19 protein-coding genes are annotated in these 16,646 nt (G+C 54.9%); 13 read left to right on the forward strand and 6 right to left on the reverse strand.

What is annotated here, in order from left to right; genetic code table 11:
• Positions 1 to 219 precede the first annotated feature (219 nt).
• The 13 genes from ACMDB8_RS00765 to rffA all read left to right on the forward strand — a co-directional run bounded on the left by ACMDB8_RS00765 (position 220) and on the right by rffA (position 10,384).
• On the forward strand, positions 220 to 537 hold the full coding sequence (locus ACMDB8_RS00765) for a hypothetical protein (RefSeq protein ID WP_056726890.1): 318 nt from the start codon (positions 220 to 222) through the stop codon (positions 535 to 537).
• The gene (locus ACMDB8_RS00770; RefSeq protein WP_056726889.1) at positions 527 to 811 is read left to right on the forward strand and encodes a helix-turn-helix domain-containing protein; all 285 of its coding nucleotides are present in this window, start codon (positions 527 to 529) and stop codon (positions 809 to 811) included. The genes ACMDB8_RS00765 and ACMDB8_RS00770 overlap by 11 nt, the downstream gene beginning before the upstream one ends.
• 220 nt (positions 812 to 1,031) lie before the next feature.
• Positions 1,032 to 1,253 (forward strand): tautomerase family protein, encoded by a 222-nt coding sequence (locus tag ACMDB8_RS00775; protein ID WP_056726888.1) that lies wholly within the window; start codon positions 1,032 to 1,034, stop codon positions 1,251 to 1,253.
• Positions 1,250 to 1,906 carry a DsbA family oxidoreductase gene (locus ACMDB8_RS00780; protein ID WP_409079099.1) on the forward strand — a complete coding sequence of 219 codons (657 nt, stop codon included), beginning with the start codon at positions 1,250 to 1,252 and terminating at the stop codon, positions 1,904 to 1,906. The genes ACMDB8_RS00775 and ACMDB8_RS00780 overlap by 4 nt, the downstream gene beginning before the upstream one ends.
• Positions 1,907 to 1,950: 44 nt before the next feature.
• Entirely contained in the window at positions 1,951 to 2,661 is a 711-nt protein-coding gene (locus ACMDB8_RS00785) for an SDR family NAD(P)-dependent oxidoreductase (RefSeq protein WP_409079100.1), read from the forward strand.
• A gap of 759 nt (positions 2,662 to 3,420) precedes the next feature.
• Positions 3,421 to 4,644 carry a hypothetical protein gene (locus ACMDB8_RS00790; protein ID WP_156385830.1) on the forward strand — a complete coding sequence of 408 codons (1,224 nt, stop codon included), beginning with the start codon at positions 3,421 to 3,423 and terminating at the stop codon, positions 4,642 to 4,644.
• Complete coding sequence (locus ACMDB8_RS00795) at positions 4,641 to 5,333, forward strand: WbqC family protein (protein ID WP_056726883.1); 693 nt, start codon at positions 4,641 to 4,643, stop codon at positions 5,331 to 5,333. The genes ACMDB8_RS00790 and ACMDB8_RS00795 overlap by 4 nt, the downstream gene beginning before the upstream one ends.
• Positions 5,330 to 6,271, forward strand: coding sequence for a glycosyltransferase family 2 protein (locus tag ACMDB8_RS00800; RefSeq protein ID WP_409079101.1), 942 nt, complete (start codon positions 5,330 to 5,332; stop codon positions 6,269 to 6,271). Before ACMDB8_RS00795 ends, ACMDB8_RS00800 begins: the two co-directional genes overlap by 4 nt.
• Positions 6,268 to 6,930 carry an acetyltransferase gene (locus tag ACMDB8_RS00805; RefSeq protein ID WP_056726881.1) on the forward strand — a complete coding sequence of 221 codons (663 nt, stop codon included), beginning with the start codon at positions 6,268 to 6,270 and terminating at the stop codon, positions 6,928 to 6,930. The genes ACMDB8_RS00800 and ACMDB8_RS00805 overlap by 4 nt, the downstream gene beginning before the upstream one ends.
• 30 nt (positions 6,931 to 6,960) lie before the next feature.
• Positions 6,961 to 7,881, forward strand: coding sequence for a hypothetical protein (locus ACMDB8_RS00810; RefSeq protein WP_056726880.1), 921 nt, complete (start codon positions 6,961 to 6,963; stop codon positions 7,879 to 7,881).
• A gap of 35 nt (positions 7,882 to 7,916) precedes the next feature.
• Positions 7,917 to 8,297: a GtrA family protein gene (locus ACMDB8_RS00815; RefSeq protein ID WP_409079102.1), complete on the forward strand. Its 381-nt coding sequence runs from the start codon at positions 7,917 to 7,919 to the stop codon at positions 8,295 to 8,297.
• A gap of 68 nt (positions 8,298 to 8,365) precedes the next feature.
• On the forward strand, positions 8,366 to 9,169 hold the full coding sequence (locus ACMDB8_RS00820) for a class I SAM-dependent methyltransferase (protein ID WP_056726878.1): 804 nt from the start codon (positions 8,366 to 8,368) through the stop codon (positions 9,167 to 9,169).
• Between the two features lie 72 nt (positions 9,170 to 9,241).
• Complete coding sequence (rffA, locus tag ACMDB8_RS00825) at positions 9,242 to 10,384, forward strand: dTDP-4-amino-4,6-dideoxygalactose transaminase (RefSeq protein WP_223541977.1); 1,143 nt, start codon at positions 9,242 to 9,244, stop codon at positions 10,382 to 10,384.
• A gap of 504 nt (positions 10,385 to 10,888) precedes the next feature.
• Here rffA and ACMDB8_RS00830 read toward each other — a convergent pair.
• The 6 genes from ACMDB8_RS00830 to ACMDB8_RS00855 all read right to left on the reverse strand — a co-directional run bounded on the left by ACMDB8_RS00830 (position 10,889) and on the right by ACMDB8_RS00855 (position 16,390).
• Positions 10,889 to 11,104 (reverse strand): cold shock domain-containing protein, encoded by a 216-nt coding sequence (locus ACMDB8_RS00830; RefSeq protein ID WP_409079103.1) that lies wholly within the window; start codon positions 11,102 to 11,104, stop codon positions 10,889 to 10,891.
• The gene (locus ACMDB8_RS00835) at positions 11,101 to 12,285 is read right to left on the reverse strand and encodes a reverse transcriptase family protein (RefSeq protein ID WP_330552238.1); all 1,185 of its coding nucleotides are present in this window, start codon (positions 12,283 to 12,285) and stop codon (positions 11,101 to 11,103) included. The genes ACMDB8_RS00830 and ACMDB8_RS00835 overlap by 4 nt, the downstream gene beginning before the upstream one ends.
• 17 nt (positions 12,286 to 12,302) lie before the next feature.
• On the reverse strand, positions 12,303 to 12,497 hold the full coding sequence (locus tag ACMDB8_RS00840; RefSeq protein ID WP_409079104.1) for a hypothetical protein: 195 nt from the start codon (positions 12,495 to 12,497) through the stop codon (positions 12,303 to 12,305).
• 872 nt (positions 12,498 to 13,369) lie between these two features.
• Positions 13,370 to 14,350 carry an integrase domain-containing protein gene (locus ACMDB8_RS00845; RefSeq protein ID WP_409079105.1) on the reverse strand — a complete coding sequence of 327 codons (981 nt, stop codon included), beginning with the start codon at positions 14,348 to 14,350 and terminating at the stop codon, positions 13,370 to 13,372.
• Positions 14,351 to 14,640: 290 nt separating this feature from the next.
• Positions 14,641 to 15,324, reverse strand: a complete 684-nt coding sequence (locus tag ACMDB8_RS00850) for a hypothetical protein (RefSeq protein WP_409079106.1) — start codon at positions 15,322 to 15,324, stop codon at positions 14,641 to 14,643.
• A gap of 76 nt (positions 15,325 to 15,400) precedes the next feature.
• Positions 15,401 to 16,390 carry an Abi family protein gene (locus tag ACMDB8_RS00855; protein WP_409079107.1) on the reverse strand — a complete coding sequence of 330 codons (990 nt, stop codon included), beginning with the start codon at positions 16,388 to 16,390 and terminating at the stop codon, positions 15,401 to 15,403.
• Positions 16,391 to 16,646 lie beyond the last annotated feature (256 nt).

The raw sequence follows: 16,646 nt of genomic DNA on the forward strand, positions 1-16,646 counted from the left end.
AAGGCTGAGAAAAAAGAAGAAGCCCCGACTGGTTCGGGGCTTTTTTGTGCTGTTGATGTGCTCATGTCGTCAAAACTCGATTTTGGTAACACGTCTTCCGAACGTGTCGTCTGCGGCGACATGTTCGGAAGACGTGTCGCAAAAAGTGGAAAATTGCGACACGTCTTAGCACTTCAAATCGATTGCTCGCATATACGGCAATGCCGTATAGTTGGGTCCATGTTCACGATTATCGAAACCGAAATTTTCAAGCGTTATGCTGAATCCATCTGGGACGATGGCGAACGTCATGAATTCATTACCTGGCTGGCGGCTAATCCGCTGGCCGGCGATGTGGTTCCTGGCAGCGGTGGTCTTCGCAAGGTCCGTTGGTCCCGTAACGGGATGGGCAAACGAGGCGGTACCCGTGTCATTTACTACAACACGCTTTCTGAAGGCTCAATCTGGTTGTTAATCGCCTACACCAAGGCGAAGTTCGACAATTTACCCGCGGCCTTCCTCAAGCAACTGAAGGAGGAAATCAGCAATGGTCAATGAACTGGAGCAATTCCAGCAGGACTTGCTGGACTCTGTGCGTCAAATGAAAGCAGGCAAAGCCGCTCGCGTGACAGAGGTGCCGTTGTCTACGGCAGCTGAAGCACGGGCCAAAGTCGGTGTATCTCAAAGTGCATTCGCCAAGCTGATTGGAGTCAGTTTGCGAACGTTGCAGGATTGGGAGCAGGGGCGGCGGCAACCGACGGGAGCAGCGCAGACGCTGTTGCGTGTGGCGAGTCAGCATCCTGAGGCATTGCGTGACCTTCAAGCGATTTAGCTAAGAAGGCAAACTCCATTCTCAACACATCGCCGACTTTTGAGAAAGTCGGCAGGTTTCTCGATGGGCGCCAGTACTTTGCATGCCTTCTCTTTAATTCATTACACCACGTAACGAATGAAGTTCCCGCCCCCACCTTTATCCCCTCCCGCCAACCCCATACATTCATCTCCAACGCCTCTCCCATCATCCCGACGGGAAGGTCACTGGAGTTGCCCTCATGCCTTTCGTAACCGTACGCATTACCCGCGATGGCGTTACCACTGAGCAGAAAGCTCAGGTCATTGCCGAGATCACTGAAACACTGGAGCGCGTTCTCAATAAACGCCCTGACCTGACCCACATCGTGATCGAGGAAGTCGACACCGATAACTGGGGTTACGCCGGCATCACCACCACCCAGTACCGCAAGCAACTGGCCGAGACGCAAGGGCAGTCATGACGTCCTCCGTCACCATCGATTTCATTTCCGATGTGGTGTGCCCCTGGTGCGCACTGGGGGCGACGGCGCTGGAACAGGCGATCGAGAACGTGGCCGGGGAAGTCTCGGTCGAGCTGACCTACAAGCCATTCGAGTTGAACCCGGACATGCCGGCCGAAGGTGAGCAAGCGGTCGAGCACTTGATGCGCAAGTACGGGAGAACGGCCGACGACGTCGCCGCCGGCAAGGCCATGCAGATCGCTCGCGGTGAGGCTATCGGCTTCAAGTTCGATCTGGAGAAGCGCACGCACTTCTACAACACCTTCGATGCGCACCGCTTGTTGCTGTGGGCGTTGCAGGAAAGCCGGCAGGTCGAGCTGAAGAAGGTGCTGCTACGGGCCTACTTCAGCGAAGGCCAGAACCCGAGCGATCACTCGACGCTGGTGCGCCTGGCGACTGAAGTGGGGCTGGATGCGGCAGGTGCGAGCGAGGTGCTGGCGTCCGACGCATTCGCCAGCGAAGTGCGTGAGCTTGAAATTTATTACCGCCAGCACGGCATCAACTCGGTCCCGGCCATGGTGCTGAACGGTCGCCACCTGGTGTCCGGTTCGCAATCGGTCGAGTACTACGAACAGATGTTGCGACAAATGGCGAACGCCCCGGCCGAAGCCTGATTACAGATTTTCTACCCCATTCTTTATTGTCAGAGGTCTTCATCATGAGCATTTCGAAAAAAGTCATCGTCATCACCGGCGCATCCCAGGGGCTCGGCGACGGTATGGTCAAAGCCTTTCGTGAACTCGGTTACCGGATCGTCGCCACTTCGCGCTCGATCAAGCCGTCCACCGATCCGGACATTCACACCGTGGCCGGTGACATCGGCGAGCCGGAAACCGCCCAGCGTGTCATCCGTGAAGCGCTTTCCCGTTTCGGTCGCATCGACACCCTGGTCAACAACGCCGGGATCTTCATCGCCAAGCCGTTCACCGCGTACACCGCAGAAGACTACGCCAATGTGTTGTCGGTGAACCTCAATGGCTTCTTCTATATCACCCAACTCGCCATCGCCGAGATGGAAAAGCAAGGCAGCGGCCACGTCGTCAATATCACCACCAGCCTGGTGGACCACGCCATCGACGGCGTGCCATCGGTGTTGGCTTCACTGACCAAGGGCGGCCTCAACGCAGCAACCAAATCCCTGGCCATCGAATACGCCAAGCGCGGGATCCGGGTGAACGCGGTCAGCCCGGGCATCATCAAGACCCCGATGCACGGCGAAGAAACCCACGCAGCACTGGGCAATCTGCACCCGGTCGGTCACATGGGCGAGATCGATGATATTGCGCAAGCGGTCGTGTATCTGGACGGCGCCAAGTTCGTGACTGGCGAAATCCTGCACGTGGACGGTGGTCAGAGCGCGGGGCACTGAAAGCGCTTTTTCAAACCCCGGAAACAACAAAGCCCTCGTATTTCTACGAGGGCTCTGTTTTGTATGGTGCGGCATCAGGAATCAACCCCGGGAACTATTGATTACAAGAGAATCAAGCCTTCAATATGAGAGCGCCGCAGGGACGTGACGGGCCCTTCCCAGGAGTATTGGTGATCCTGGTTTGGTGCGTGGGTCTGGCTCTAGCAGCTTTGAGTGAACCGTTTTTGTAACAAGAGACATCAAAAATTGAGGTGTAACGAAAGAGGCCACGGCACCAAATGAGGATATGCCTTGTTGAACTGCCGTAACGATGGTCTTACCATAATCAATATTGATTTTGTCATAAAAGCAGCCTGGCCCTTGTTTGTCAGATATGGGATAACATCCTCAATATATGGCTTGTCATCCGAGCGCCTGCCATCAAAGACTAATCGCCTCGAAAGGCTGTTGCTGCCTGCGCGCGCGTGGTTGGCAGCTTCGCCAACACCCGCTCACGACTGGAAAAGCACGATGAATCAATTAGCCATTCCCTGCGAGGAGCGCTTCACCGGACCGTACATCTAGATTATGATCGCGCTGCCGCCTGACCGTAATCCTCTATACTGCGGGCCTTTCCCCTGATCGCTACCCGATTCTACCTCGTTTGGCAGCAAATGCCGCGTTGGGCCTCCCGCACTGGCACCAATTATCACAAGCGTATTGCGAATAAAAGAAAAGATGATCTTTATAAGAAATAATAAGCTTTTCTCCTGTTTATACTTGCTGGCAGTCATCATAACCATCGGCGTGGTGTACTCCCTGGGCTTCCGGGAAGCGACAAGCCAGATTGTGAACATGCCCGAGCGCCTGAGAAACTTCACGTTCCCCATCTGGGAGCAACACGCTTTTTCGCAGCACGGTTTCCTCGTCTTCTATTCGATGGAGGACTACGCAAAAAAGATCGCGTATTCCAACCACTCCACGGCTTATCTGTTCTACATGTACGCCCTCTATAAAGTGGAAATGTATGTGTCGGCATTGCCGATGAGAGTGACAGGGGCTTTCCTGAACATCATTTCGCTGGCAGGCGTTACGTTCTTTTTTCTGTCCCGTCTGGTGGAAAAACGCCTGGCATTCGGTCAGGGACTGCTGATTCTGTTATCGGTCGTATTCATGGTGTCGATGCCGGGATTCTGGATTTCTTCGGCCAGATTCAACGTCGACAATACGTTCCCATTGATCTTTGCGTTCCAGGCGCTGGCTGCGTTCTTGATCTGGAAAAATCAGGAACGGTCCGCAGCGGTCATGACAGTGATCGTGTTGTTTGCCGTGTTTTCTCCGATCTCGGCAGCGTTGCTGGGCCTCGCCTTGCTGGTTTGGGCATGCCGTAGCGACGGTCTCGACAGACGGATGTGTCGTCTGGCATTGGTGGCCCTCGTTGCGGCCGTTGCCTTCTATCTGCCGTCCCCACTGATATCGAAGGCACTGGGTTTCACCTCGTCCAACAGCGGCTGGCTGTTTCGCGCTGGCCTGGATGGCGACACCACTTATTTCACCAACATCCTGAAGTCGGTACTTGTTCCGCAGTTCCCGCGGCCATTTGCGACCATTGCCGTGCCAATCCTGTTCCTGGTAGCCCAGTTGGTCTGTTTACGCATGATCAAACGGCGTGAGCCTGCCGGCGTTGCGGCACCGGCGGGGACCTCCCCGTTGGCCGGCATCGGCATGTTCTACTTCCTGCTTTTTTCGCAATACGTGATTACCGGCCTGCTGTGGCCGCAGGCCGTTGCCATTCATCCGTACCTGTATGACTACCTGCTGATGGCACCGGTTTTCGTCGCGATCGTTCTGAATTTTGCGTTCAAACCTTCACCGGTTGCGTTGCGTTTCTGGGCGCTGGCGCTGTTGTTCTGCATTTCCTTCCATCTCCAGCAGGTCGCGCAGGCAAAATGCCAGGGGTGTTACTTCCCGGGCGCCTGGGACGCGAGCGTCAAGCAGCCATGAAGACCGTCGCCATTCTTCAGTCGAACTACATACCCTGGAAGGGCTATTTCGACATGATCGCTGCGGTCGATGAGTTCATCCTCTACGACGACATGCAGTTCACCAAGAACGACTGGCGCAATCGCAACCAGATCAAGACGCCGCAAGGCGTCCAGTGGCTCAGCGTGCCTGTCGGGCAAGGCATCAGTCGCCGCATTCGCGATGTCGAACTGGCCCCTGCCTGGCAGGTCAAGCACTGGAAAACGCTGCAGAGCAACTATCGGCGAGCGCCTTTCTTCGATGAGGTCGCCCAGTGGCTCGAGCCGCTCTATCTGGCGGAGACCCATACGGGCCTGTCGTCGATGAACCGCAAGTTCATGGAAGCGATTTGCCGATACATCGGTATTGAAACCCGCATTACCAATTGCTGGGACTATGTGTCTGCCGGCGACAAAACCCGGACTGCCCGCCTGGTGGACCTTTGTCAGCAGGCCGGTGCGACGCACTACCTGTCGGGGCCGGCGGCAATGGATTACATCGAGGCACCGCTGTTCGACGACGCCGGCATTGCGCTGCAATGGTTCGATTACGCCGGCTTCCCCGAGTATCCGCAACTCTGGGGGGAATTCACCCACGGTGTCACCGTCCTGGATCTGCTGTTCAATTGCGGCAAGGACGCGCGCCGTTACATGAGGCATGTCAAAGCATGAAGCTTTCCATCGTCGCCACGCTTTACCGCTCGGCCAAGTTCGTCGAGGAGTTCCATCGCCGTGCAAGCCAGGCCGCACAACAACTGGTCGGAGACGATTACGAGATCGTACTGGTCAACGACGGCTCGCCCGATTCAAGCCTGGAACTGGCCGTCCAGTTGAGCGAAGCCGATCACCACGTGGTGGTCGTCGATCTCTCGCGCAACTTCGGCCACCACAAGGCCATGATGACGGGCCTGCGACATGCCCGCGGTGAACGTGTCTTCCTGCTCGATAGCGACCTGGAGGAAGATCCGGCATGGTTGCTCTCGTTCAGCGAGCAGATGGAGCGCGAAAAGGCCGATGTGGTCTACGGTGTCCAGCAGCAGCGAAAAGGCAAGCACTTCGAGCGCTGGACCGGGCAGGTGTTCTACAAACTCTTCCGTTTCCTCAGCGGGCTGGATATGCCCGACAATATCGTCGTCGCCAGGCTGATGTCGCGCCGCTATGTGGACGCGCTGATTCAGCACGACGAACGCGAGTTGTTCATGGCCGGCCTGTGGGTCATCACCGGCTTCGATCAGCGTGCGCAGACCATCGACAAGCGCAGTCGTGACGAGACGACCTACACGCTGGGCAAGAAAGTGGCGCAACTGGTCAATTCGATTACTGCCTTCAGCAGTGCACCGCTGGTGGGAATCTTCGGCGTGGGCTGCGCGATCTTCCTGCTGTCGGCCGCCTACACGAGCTTTCTCGTCGTCAACTGGCTGCTCCTGGCGAGCCCACCCAGCGGCTATACGTCGCTGATGGCTTCGATCTGGCTGCTCGGCGGCCTGATCATCGCATTCGTCGGCGTGGTCGGGATTTATCTCGCCAAGATCTATTCCGAAGTCAAGCAGAGACCCTACACTATCGTCCGGCACGTCTACCGTCAGGCTGAGACGCGGAGCATCGAATGAAAAAACTCATTATTTTTGGTCTCACCGACGCCGCCGAGCTCGCACTCTATTATTTTTCCACCGACTCCGCCTATCAGGTCGAGGCGTTTGCCGTCGATCCCGACTACATGCCGGCCGACAAGAGCTTCAAGGGATTTCCGGTGGTGGCATTCGATGAAGTCACCCGGATCTACCCGCCAGACCGGTATGTCTTTTTCGTCGCGCTCGGCTATTCCAAGCTCAACCAGATCCGCAAGGAAAAATATCTGGCAGTCAAGGCGCTGGGCTACGAAATGGTCAGCTACATCAGTTCGCGAGCCACGGTGCTGACAGAGGACATCGGCGAGAACTGCTTCATCCTCGAAGACAATACCGTTCAGCCCTTCGTGAGCATCGGCAACAACGTGACCCTGTGGAGCGGCAATCATGTCGGACATCATTCGCGTATCGAGGACCACTGTTTCCTGGCCTCGCACATCGTCGTATCCGGCCGTGTGACGATCGGGGAAAGCTGTTTTCTCGGCGTCAACGCGACCCTTCGCGATCACGTCACCATCGGCGAAAAATGCATCATCGGCGCCGGCGCCCTGATTCTTGGAGATGCCGCTGCCGAAGGCGTGTACGTTGGGCAAGCCACTGAACGGTCGCGCGTGCCGAGTACCCGCGTCAGGAACATCTGAAGAACCTCATAATTGGCGTGAAGAAATCCCATGTGGAAAAAACTAGGAAAGATATTCTGCGCAGAAGGGCAGAGCGATTGGTTGTATTCACACGCGATGATTCCCATTGCCGAGCAGGTGAACGGCGACCTGTATCGCATCTATTTCTCATCGCGTGACAAGGCTAATCGCGGACACGGCGGCTTCCTCGAGATCGACATGCGGGACCCGACCAAGGTCTTGCGCGTCCATCCGGATCCGGTCCTCGAACCGGGCGACCTCGGATGTTTCGACGACAGTGGCGCCTTGCCCAATTCGATCGTCAACGTCGGTGGCCGCAAGCTGCTGTACTACACCGGGATCAACCTGGGCGTAACGGTGAAGATCCGCAATTCCATCGGCCTGGCCGAATGGAACGAGGCCACCCAGCGCTTCGAGAGGCTGTTCCGCGGCCCCGTCATCGACCGCACCCGCGATCTTCCTCACTTCGTCGCCACCCCCGAGGTGCAGTTCGAGGCCGGACGCTTCAGGGCCTGGTTCACCTCCTGTGTGCGATGGGAGCAAGGCCCTTCGGAAGCGAAGCACTTCTATCATCTCGAATATGCCGAGTCCGCCGACGGCATCGAGTGGGAGCGCAACGGCACGGTTGCCATCGAGTTCCGTGACGAACACGAGTACGCCCTGGGTGTGCCGCGCGTGATCAAGGATGCGGACATGTACCGGATGTGGTTCTGCTCCCGGGCCACGAAGGACTGCCCCACCTACCGGATCCGCTACGCGACCTCGTTGGATGGCGTGCAATGGACGCGACACGATGAGCAGGTGGGAATCGACGTATCGGAGTCGGGTTGGGATTCGGAGATGATCTGTTACCCGTTCGTCTTCGATCATGACGGTCGACGCTACATGCTTTATAACGGCAACGGCTATGGCAAGACGGGTTTCGGGATTGCCGTCTGGGGAGACGAGTGATTCCAATACAGCGCTGGCTGCCCGTGATCAGGCCCATGCTCCGTTACGCAGTCGTCGGCGTCGCCTGCAATGCCATAGGTTATGCGGCCTACCTGGCATTGACGTGGCTGGGCATCCCATTCAAGCTGGCCATGAGCTTGCTGTACGTGATTGGCATCTGCATCAGCTTCCTGGGCAACCGCAACTGGGCGTTCGAGCATCGCGGCAACGTCGTAGGGACGGCATGGCGCTTTGGTCTGGCGCACGCAGCCGGCTATCTGCTCAACCTGGCCTTACTGACGGTGTTCGTCGACAAGCTGGGATATCCTCATCAGTGGGTCCAGGCCGCTGCCATTTTCGTTGTAGGAGGTTTCTTGTTCGTCGTCTTCAAGCTATTCGTCTTTCGTCATGACCAACCGAATGGGAACCAGGCGTGAAGATCTGTTCTGAATGCGAGACGCCGTACGCCTCGGAGCAATGGACATGCGTCCAGTGTGGACATCAGGTGGCTCGAAAGAACGGTTTTGCCGCGTTTGCGCCAGAGCTCGAGGACAAGCAAGAGGGCTTCAAGGCCGACTTCTATGAGACCTACGCGCATCTTGAAAGCGGCCATTTCTGGTTCCGGGCGCGTGGCAGGTTGATTACATGGGCGCTGGCGAAATATGCGCCGCACATGCGTTCATTCCTGGAAATCGGGTGCGGTACCGGCTTCGTTTTGAGTCGGGTCGCCGCGGCGTTTCCACAGGCCAGGTTGCTTGGCAGCGAGATGTTCTCGACCGGGCTGAAGTTTGCCTCCTCTCGCTTGCCCGGTGCGGAGTTCGTGCAGATGGATGCGCGCGATATCCCTTACATCGACGAGTTCGAAGCGATTGGCGCGTTCGATGTCCTCGAGCACATCGAGGCGGATACCGTGGTGCTCCAGCAGATGCACCGTGCCCTGAAACCCGGGGGACTCATGCTGTTGACCGTGCCCCAGCATCAGTGGCTGTGGAGCCAGGTGGATGAATATTCCTGCCATGTGCGGCGCTACGATGCCGCCGACCTGCATCGCAAGGTGGAAGAGGCGGGGTTTTCCGTCGTGCGCAGCACATCGTTCGTCTCGTTACTGCTGCCGGCGATGATGATTTCACGCGGCGCCAAGAAGCAACAGCGGGGCGATACGAGCGAGACCGCCGAATTAGCGGTGCCCAAGGCGCTCAATGTACTGTTTGGTTTCGTGATGTGGCTGGAGTGTTTGCTCATCAAGGTGGGAGTGAGTTTTCCGCTCGGTGCTTCCAGGCTGCTTGTCGTCCGGAAAAAGAGTGGATGACGCCCCCCCGCGTTGCATAACGACGTGAGTCTAGTTCGACCCGATTAAAATTTGCGTGCGAAGGCTCAAATGATGGAAGACAAAACGATCCAGTTCAATCGCCCCTACATGACGGGGAAAGAGCTTTATTACATCGCTGAAGCCAAGTTCGGCAATATCCTCGCCGGCGATGGCCCGTTCACCAAGCGGTGCCATGACTGGATGACCGAACGCACCGGTTCGAGCAAGGCCTTGCTGACCCACTCGTGCACGGCAGCGCTGGAAATGTCCGCGTTGTTGTTGGACATCCAGCCGGGCGACGAGGTCATCATGCCCTCGTACACGTTCGTTTCCACGGCCAATGCCTTCGTTTTGCGCGGCGGCGTTCCCGTGTTCGTCGATATCCGTCCGGATACCCTGAACCTGGATGAGACGCTGATCGAGGCGGCCATCACGCCGCGCACCAAGGCAATCGTGCCGGTTCATTATGCGGGCGTGAGTTGCGAGATGGATACGATCATGGCGATTGCCCGGCGTCACAACCTGAAGGTGGTCGAGGATGCGGCGCAGGGGGTCATGGCCGCTTACAAGGGCCGGGCTCTGGGCAGTATCGGGGACTTCGGCGCCTTCAGCTTCCATGAGACCAAGAACGTCATTTCGGGCGAGGGCGGCGCATTGCTCGTCAATGATCCTGCGTATGTGTTGCGCGCAGAAATCATCCGCGAAAAAGGCACTGACCGTAGCCGTTTCTTCCGCGGCGAGGTCGACAAATACACTTGGCAGGAAGTCGGGTCGTCATTCCTTCCAGGGGACGTGACTGCGGCGTTTCTCTGGGCGCAGTTGGAAGAGGCCGAACACATCACGCAGGCGCGGCTTGCCATCTGGCAGCGGTATCACGAATTGCTGGCCCCACTGGAAACCAGCGGGGCACTGCGCCGCCCTATCGTGCCGGCCGACTGCCAGCACAACGCGCACATGTACTACGTGCTGCTGCCGGCAGACGTACCGCGACAACCGGTGCTCGATGGCCTCAAGCGAGAGGGAATCAATTCGGTCTTCCATTACGTGCCCCTGCACTCCTCGCCAGCTGGCCAGCGTTACGGCCGTGTCCATGGCACCATGGACAACACGGTGAGCCTCTCGGAACGCTTGCTGCGACTGCCGCTGTGGGTAGGTATGTCGGTCGAGCAGCAGGAACGTGTGGTGGAAGTCTTGCGGGACGAACTGTGTCGCTGATTCGACAAGCACTCTTGCCGGAGTTCGGCACGATCCCGAGTCCGGGTTTTATCGCAGCAGCTTTCGGCTCGGCGCGGTCTTTGTAGCCCGGGAAGGCCAGGTACTGCGCCAGTGCGCGTGCTTGTCGCGTGGGAAACCACCTCGGGCACGCTTTCGGAGGGGATGACTCTGAGTTTTACGTCGAATTTTACGTATTGCAGAAACAACAAAGCCCTCGTATTTCTACGAGGGCTTTGTTTTGTATGGTGCGGCACCAAGAGTCGAATCGAAAAGCAACCATATGAAAATAAACACTTTTTTCTATAAGTAAATTTCTCTATCCCTAAGCTTATCCTTAATGCCGGGATACGCTATGGATAGAGTTTCAATCAATAGTTGGTGCCTGGATGTCTACAACGCTTTTGATATGTTTGGTTGCTACGAATTAGTAACTAATCCAGGCATATGGCAATACGGCTTTAAACAGTGAGGCAACAACTGGGCGGCGTTATGATATCAAATAATTTACCCAAGCTTTATTGCTAGTGCTCTCGGTCCTTTATCTGTTTTCACAATTTCAAATTCAACACTGTCACCGGCGTACAGTTCTGTAAGGCCGTCATACCCTTCTACTTCAGAGTAAACGAAGAATGCATCCTTGCCTTCGGCTCGTCGAATGAATCCATATCCCTTGAAATTGTCGCAAAAATGAACTTTCCCTTTTTCTCGTGTTGAGTTCATTCGTTCGTACTCCTAGCGGCAATAGCACTGGCTTTGAATTTAGTATCCAACATCTCTTTCCACTTTTTGGCAAGTTGCCGATCGGTGCGTGCTACGATGCCAAAGTGATATTTTAACTTGTGATAAGTTTTTAGTTTTCCCGGGCTGGATGTCTCAGTCTCCGGGATCCTACACAGTTTGTATGCGATTCTTTGTAGTTTGGCAGAGGCCTCGCTATCATATGTTGGCAATACTGAGCCGAGCTTTTTACGCAAATCTTTAGATTGTGCATGCTTTAGCCGGGTGAGCACTGCAACTTTGCCGGAGGTCATATTCCAAAGCTCATGGTATTTGCTGCAGTTGCTATCTTTCTCAAATTCTTTTTGGCAAATAAAGACCAGGTGGCGCACATAGTGGCGGTCTTTTTTTCTGATTTTCGGGTTTCCATGCTTGGCCCATAGCCCGGTCACCTCAAATTTAGCTTTTGTGTCGGATGACTGTTCAACTTTGGTTTTACGAGGGTGCAGCTTCAGGCCGAATTTTGTAAATAGCGATGCAACAGATTCAATTGCATTACTGATTTTCTTTTCTTCCAATACCACTCTTGATGAAATTGTTATGTCATCGAGAAGCCTGGTATATGTAAGTCCTTGTGACCGAAATTTGCTGATTCTTCCGTATTCAGAATTAAAAAATATCAAATTAGCTATATAACTAGAGCAGCAAGCGCCTTGAGCGACCCTGCCATTAATAGTTATTAGATCTGTAATTAGGCTAGAGATAGCAGGAGGGAATTTACATAAAAGTGTGAAAATATCTTGGACGTGAGTACGCTGTATACTTGGATAGAAATCCTGGATATCCATCGCGACTATAGTTTTCGCACCAGCATGAAGTGATACATTGGTAACATAGTCTCTTTCCTTTAATCCGCCATGCAGGTATTCAGGATAGATAATATGCTCGAAAATTTCGCGATTGATTTTTTTCTGAATAGACTTTAAAAACGGTTTTGGCTCGTGGAGAACCCGTTCTTTTAAGTTGGTCTTGTCTTTGCCGGTATAGACAGTAAATTCGATATAAGATTTTTCTGAATTTTTTGCGATAAGCAACAGCCGTTCAGGTGTCACGCCTAAGCACTGTGCAAGCGCCTCCACAGAGGCAATAGGTTTTTTCGAATAATACGGTTTGTCATTTGCCATGTAGTTTAAGTTCAGAGTCAGTTATTGATAAAGTAATCTCTTAAAAAGAGCACTGCTTTCCCAATACCCAAGCCAACATATACGGTGGTAGACACCCGTTTTATGACTTCCCTCAGATCAATCCTTTTCAGAACCTGACTGTCTCCAGTATCAGGCTCTTTGCTCTTTGTACCGCCATTCACGTTTACATTTACTACGATGAGAAAAATCATCGGTTCATCTCCTTGCTGGTTGAGTTTTGCCAGACCATAAAGAAGACAAGGAATAAATCTATCAATCTGAGGGGACTCTCAACTTAGCTTGCCAGACAACCGTCGCCCTAGGGGCCGCGCCCTCACGCTGATTTGGCGCAGTGGGCGATCCCATGGGGCAGGGGGGGCCGGTCGTGATCTCTTACGAGGTCGCCAATAAGCAGCGGCTCCGAGATCGCCTGTTAAGGCGTCGACTTCCTTGTATACATAGCGTGAATTTGTAAAGAGCGGGGCCAGGCGAAAGTCACCTGCGTCCCGGTAGGTATAACATGAGGCATTCTGCCATCAAAGCGATTTTTACTTCCTTACGGAAAGTTTTCTGAGCAGGTCAGTCGTTCTGTAGCCTTTGGCAGTGCAAGGCAACCTAGAGATTTTGGCAGGATACACAGGTGTGCTCTGGTTGTTTCCTAAGAGCACCGTCAATTGCAGATCAACTCCATTGCGATGCTTCCAGGTTACGGTTTTTTGAGCTCAGGTTCATGCTTTAGGAGCGCCTACGCTCTCAATCGTGCCCGAAATCGTTGGCTGTCAACTCAGCCCTACATTAGATTTAGCCTTGAGCGACGCGGGTATAGACCATGCTTTTCCAAGGCGGGTGGTGATTAATCTTGTAGTTAAGCGATAGTAATAGCGCGTGGTTTCGGATCGGTTGTTTATCTCATTATTCAGAAACCATGCGAGATGTTTTCTTTGACACGTCCATGGATTGTCTCGGTGCCAGCGCTCAGCTATAGCAGTTTGGATGGCTTTCGCTTGACGTAGGTGCTGCTGGCGGGTGGTGTGCGATCCGCTCAGGACGCTCGCTAGGAATAGCTCCATATCGAATGGCTTGCTCATGCTCGACCACCAATGTAAGCCGACACCACGTCGATACGACCATGCCCGAGTTCATAGCTGATTTGGTTTCGGGCCTGCTGATCGAGGTGCCGGTCGAACTGGTAGCAACGGCCACCATTGATTGGCGCGAGATGCTGGGTGATTTGCTCATAGCGTTCGCATGCAAAGGCCGACCGTAGTTCATGAAAGCCTTTGAGGTTGTGCGTATGGAGGATGTCCCGTGCAGGGCGGACTATCTGCCGTTGAAAATCGAGGTAGCTTTCGTTCGGCGCAAGCAGGTTGCGACTACCGTCGGGTGAGACCTGTTCGGCAAACCTCAGTGCGTCACGAATATGATCATCTACCGTAATCCAGCGAGGTGCCGATGCACCTGAACGGCCACCTTTGGTGCCGTCCTGGATATTGATCTTGCCGAATTGTTCGGCTTCACGCTTAAGGCGCGGAAGGTCGGCCAAAATGGTCTCGCGCAAGCGCATACCGGTTGCTCGCGCCAACTGCGCGATGGCCGCGGGGCGCGGCTGCCGGTGTTCGCAAAGCACCTCGACGATCCGCTTCACGTGTTCGCGGTCTTGGCCTTGCGGCACCGAGCGACGAACACTGGTGCGCCGCATACCTAGCACCTTGCTCGGACTCGGCACTTTCACATACTGATCACCGCGAAGCGCGGCGATGGTCCGGTTCACGCTGGATAACCGGTTTTGCGCGGTGGCGATGCCGATAGCGCCTTGTTCGACTTGCTGGCGCAGATGCCCGGCGTAGTCCAGTAGGGTCTGCCGATCAATTTTTCGTGCATCGTTAACCCCCGGCCCATCCTCCGACCGACACCAGCGCACAAACGCCTGCCAGCGATCACTGTGTGCTTTGACCGTGCCGTAATGCCCGCCGCCAAACATATCGCGCAATGCCTGCGGCCCGGCATAGCTCAGTTGCCGACCCCATCCAAAATTTCGCCCGTCCCGTCTACCTACCAATGCCATGATCAAACTCCTCTCAATGCCAAAGCCCTTGAAACTTGCCCCACGTCATCCCGCCATGGATGTTGAGTGCTATCAGGGATCGAGGCCCCTGCGACCTGTGAGGGTTGTCCACTAACACGGGACTGGCGGCTCTTTACGACCGGGAGCTTGGGCCTCTCATGATCTGGCCTCCTGAGCACTTCCGAGGAAGTGAGCGGGTGGAGGTTGCGCTGGCTGACGAGACCAACGCCTGAAGATCCTGAGCCGGGTGAAAGCAGCGATGCGATGACCGGGGCATACCTGACTGTCAGTCAGGTGCAGTCCATTCCCTGGTCTGCGGCACCATCATCGGCATCGCTGTTGCTGGTGACTTCGGTGTTTGTCACGTCGATTGTCACGAAGGGGAATGCCGCAAAGCCTTGTACGAGCTGGGCTGCAGCAGCGACAGGAACGCCCGTCTCTTTCCGGGAGAAAGAGACGGGCGCAGGTTGGAGCAAGGAAATGGCCAAGCGGATAGGTTGCTGCAGGGCAGCTATGAAAGGGGATGAGTTGCCGCAGTGGGCATACTGGTAAAAGTAGGCATCCATCACATCGCTGTGACCGTGCGAGCCACCGGACGCTAATCGCACTTCGGGAGAACCACCACCGTGTGGCGTAGCCTCAAAGGTTCTGGCTACCTGGGTTGCTGTCAACGACAGCGCTTTGCCCGATCTTTTCAACGCCTGTGGATAATTCGGGTCAAGGCTCGAATTATCGGGGGTTCTGCGGCTGTGGATGAAATTATCCCCCGGTGGAAATGAGTGGTTTTCCACAGACAGTTTGGTGGGCTTTAGATTTTTTAAGTGAGGTCCATCCAAGCAGGGCGGCATTGCAGTTCCACTTGGATGGACCCGCGTGGAAGGGTGCGGTGATTTCACAGGCTTACCCATGTTTGAATGCGCCACGGCTTTTTTTCGGGGCGGCGATGTTGTCGTCGACTGGGTGAGCGGATTCATGGACTCGATGGGGACAGACCACTATTTTCGGCTTGAGTGATCGTAGGAAATTAATCGTGGTCTATTTCTGGCTTCCTTACTCCAAACACCATTGCTGCTGACGTTTCCAATCATCTGGAAATCCCATGAGTCTCAAATAACCCAGTTCCTGCTGATCCACTATTTCGGCCAGGCGAAATTTCCACTGGCTGTCTGGACTGATCAAGTCGGTTAGATAGGCCAGCATCGTCAATACGATGTATAGCCGCTGCTTGGGTTGAGGCCGGTCGGCAGGCGCATTTGGGATGGCCCATTCTTTGGGTAAGGATGGTCGAATCGAGAGCTCTCGGTTCCATAGTCGTGAGTGGTGGGCGCAGCAGTTTCGAATGAAGGTCAGGGTGTGGAGCCAGGAGGCCAATACTTCGAAGGGCAGATTGAATCTGCTAGCGATCGCTTTCTTGTCGACGCTTTTGCCTATGGCATTGAAGAGGGTAGATACCGTGCCAAGGCTGAGCTCTTCCAGAACAGCCCAGGCGGGCGGCAACTCAGGATGGGCATAAGTCGACCCGTAGAATCGAAAATAGTTATCGCGCATGCGATTTTCAATCCGCTGTTGCTGGACCCCATCAGCCTGACGGCTCTTTTTTATGCGATCAATCTCACGTCCAAGTTTGTTCCGTTCCTTGCTCAGATGATCTCGCAGGGGACGCAGAAGATCAGAATGTGAATATGACGAGGAGAAGACTGACGCGTCAGCTATCCAGTCAGGCCCATACTTAGGGCACATGTGATTGCTGATAGTCGCTCGTATGGCGACTTCGACACGTTCGATGGCATCCATGGTTATGCGTCGCAACGAACCATCGAAGCGGTAGATGTCGACGACTGCTTTCAGAGTGCTACCGGGCTTGAAGGTGTGTTCAGGGTCTGGCTCCTGGAAGGGGCGCATGTAAGGGCTCAGGCGAAACAGCGTGACCACTTCGAGAAAGCGCATGGCCCGATCGTCGTTGGCGACGTGCAGGCCTCGTTGCTTTAGCAGTTCCAATTGCTGTTCTACGCTGAGGGCCGGCTTGTCGAAGGGCCTCATGTAGTTTTCTCCAGACAAAAAAAACCCGCACGATTTGAGCTTGCTGACTGGGTCAACCTAGGCTTGGCGGGTGTGTTGGGGTGCATTATAGGTAGGTGTAAGAGCCCGTCAACGTCGCGCTGACGTGAAATTGTAACGGGTAAGCGCGCGGGCAATGTTTGGTTTGTATACGGAGATAAGGCGTTGTTGGTCTTATCGCAGCAATGTGGCCGCTTCTAGGGGAGTTTCCACCCCCCAGAAACAACAAAGCCCTCGT

This window comes from Pseudomonas monachiensis (genome assembly GCF_047345015.1).
Classification (GTDB): domain Bacteria; phylum Pseudomonadota; class Gammaproteobacteria; order Pseudomonadales; family Pseudomonadaceae; genus Aquipseudomonas; species Aquipseudomonas monachiensis.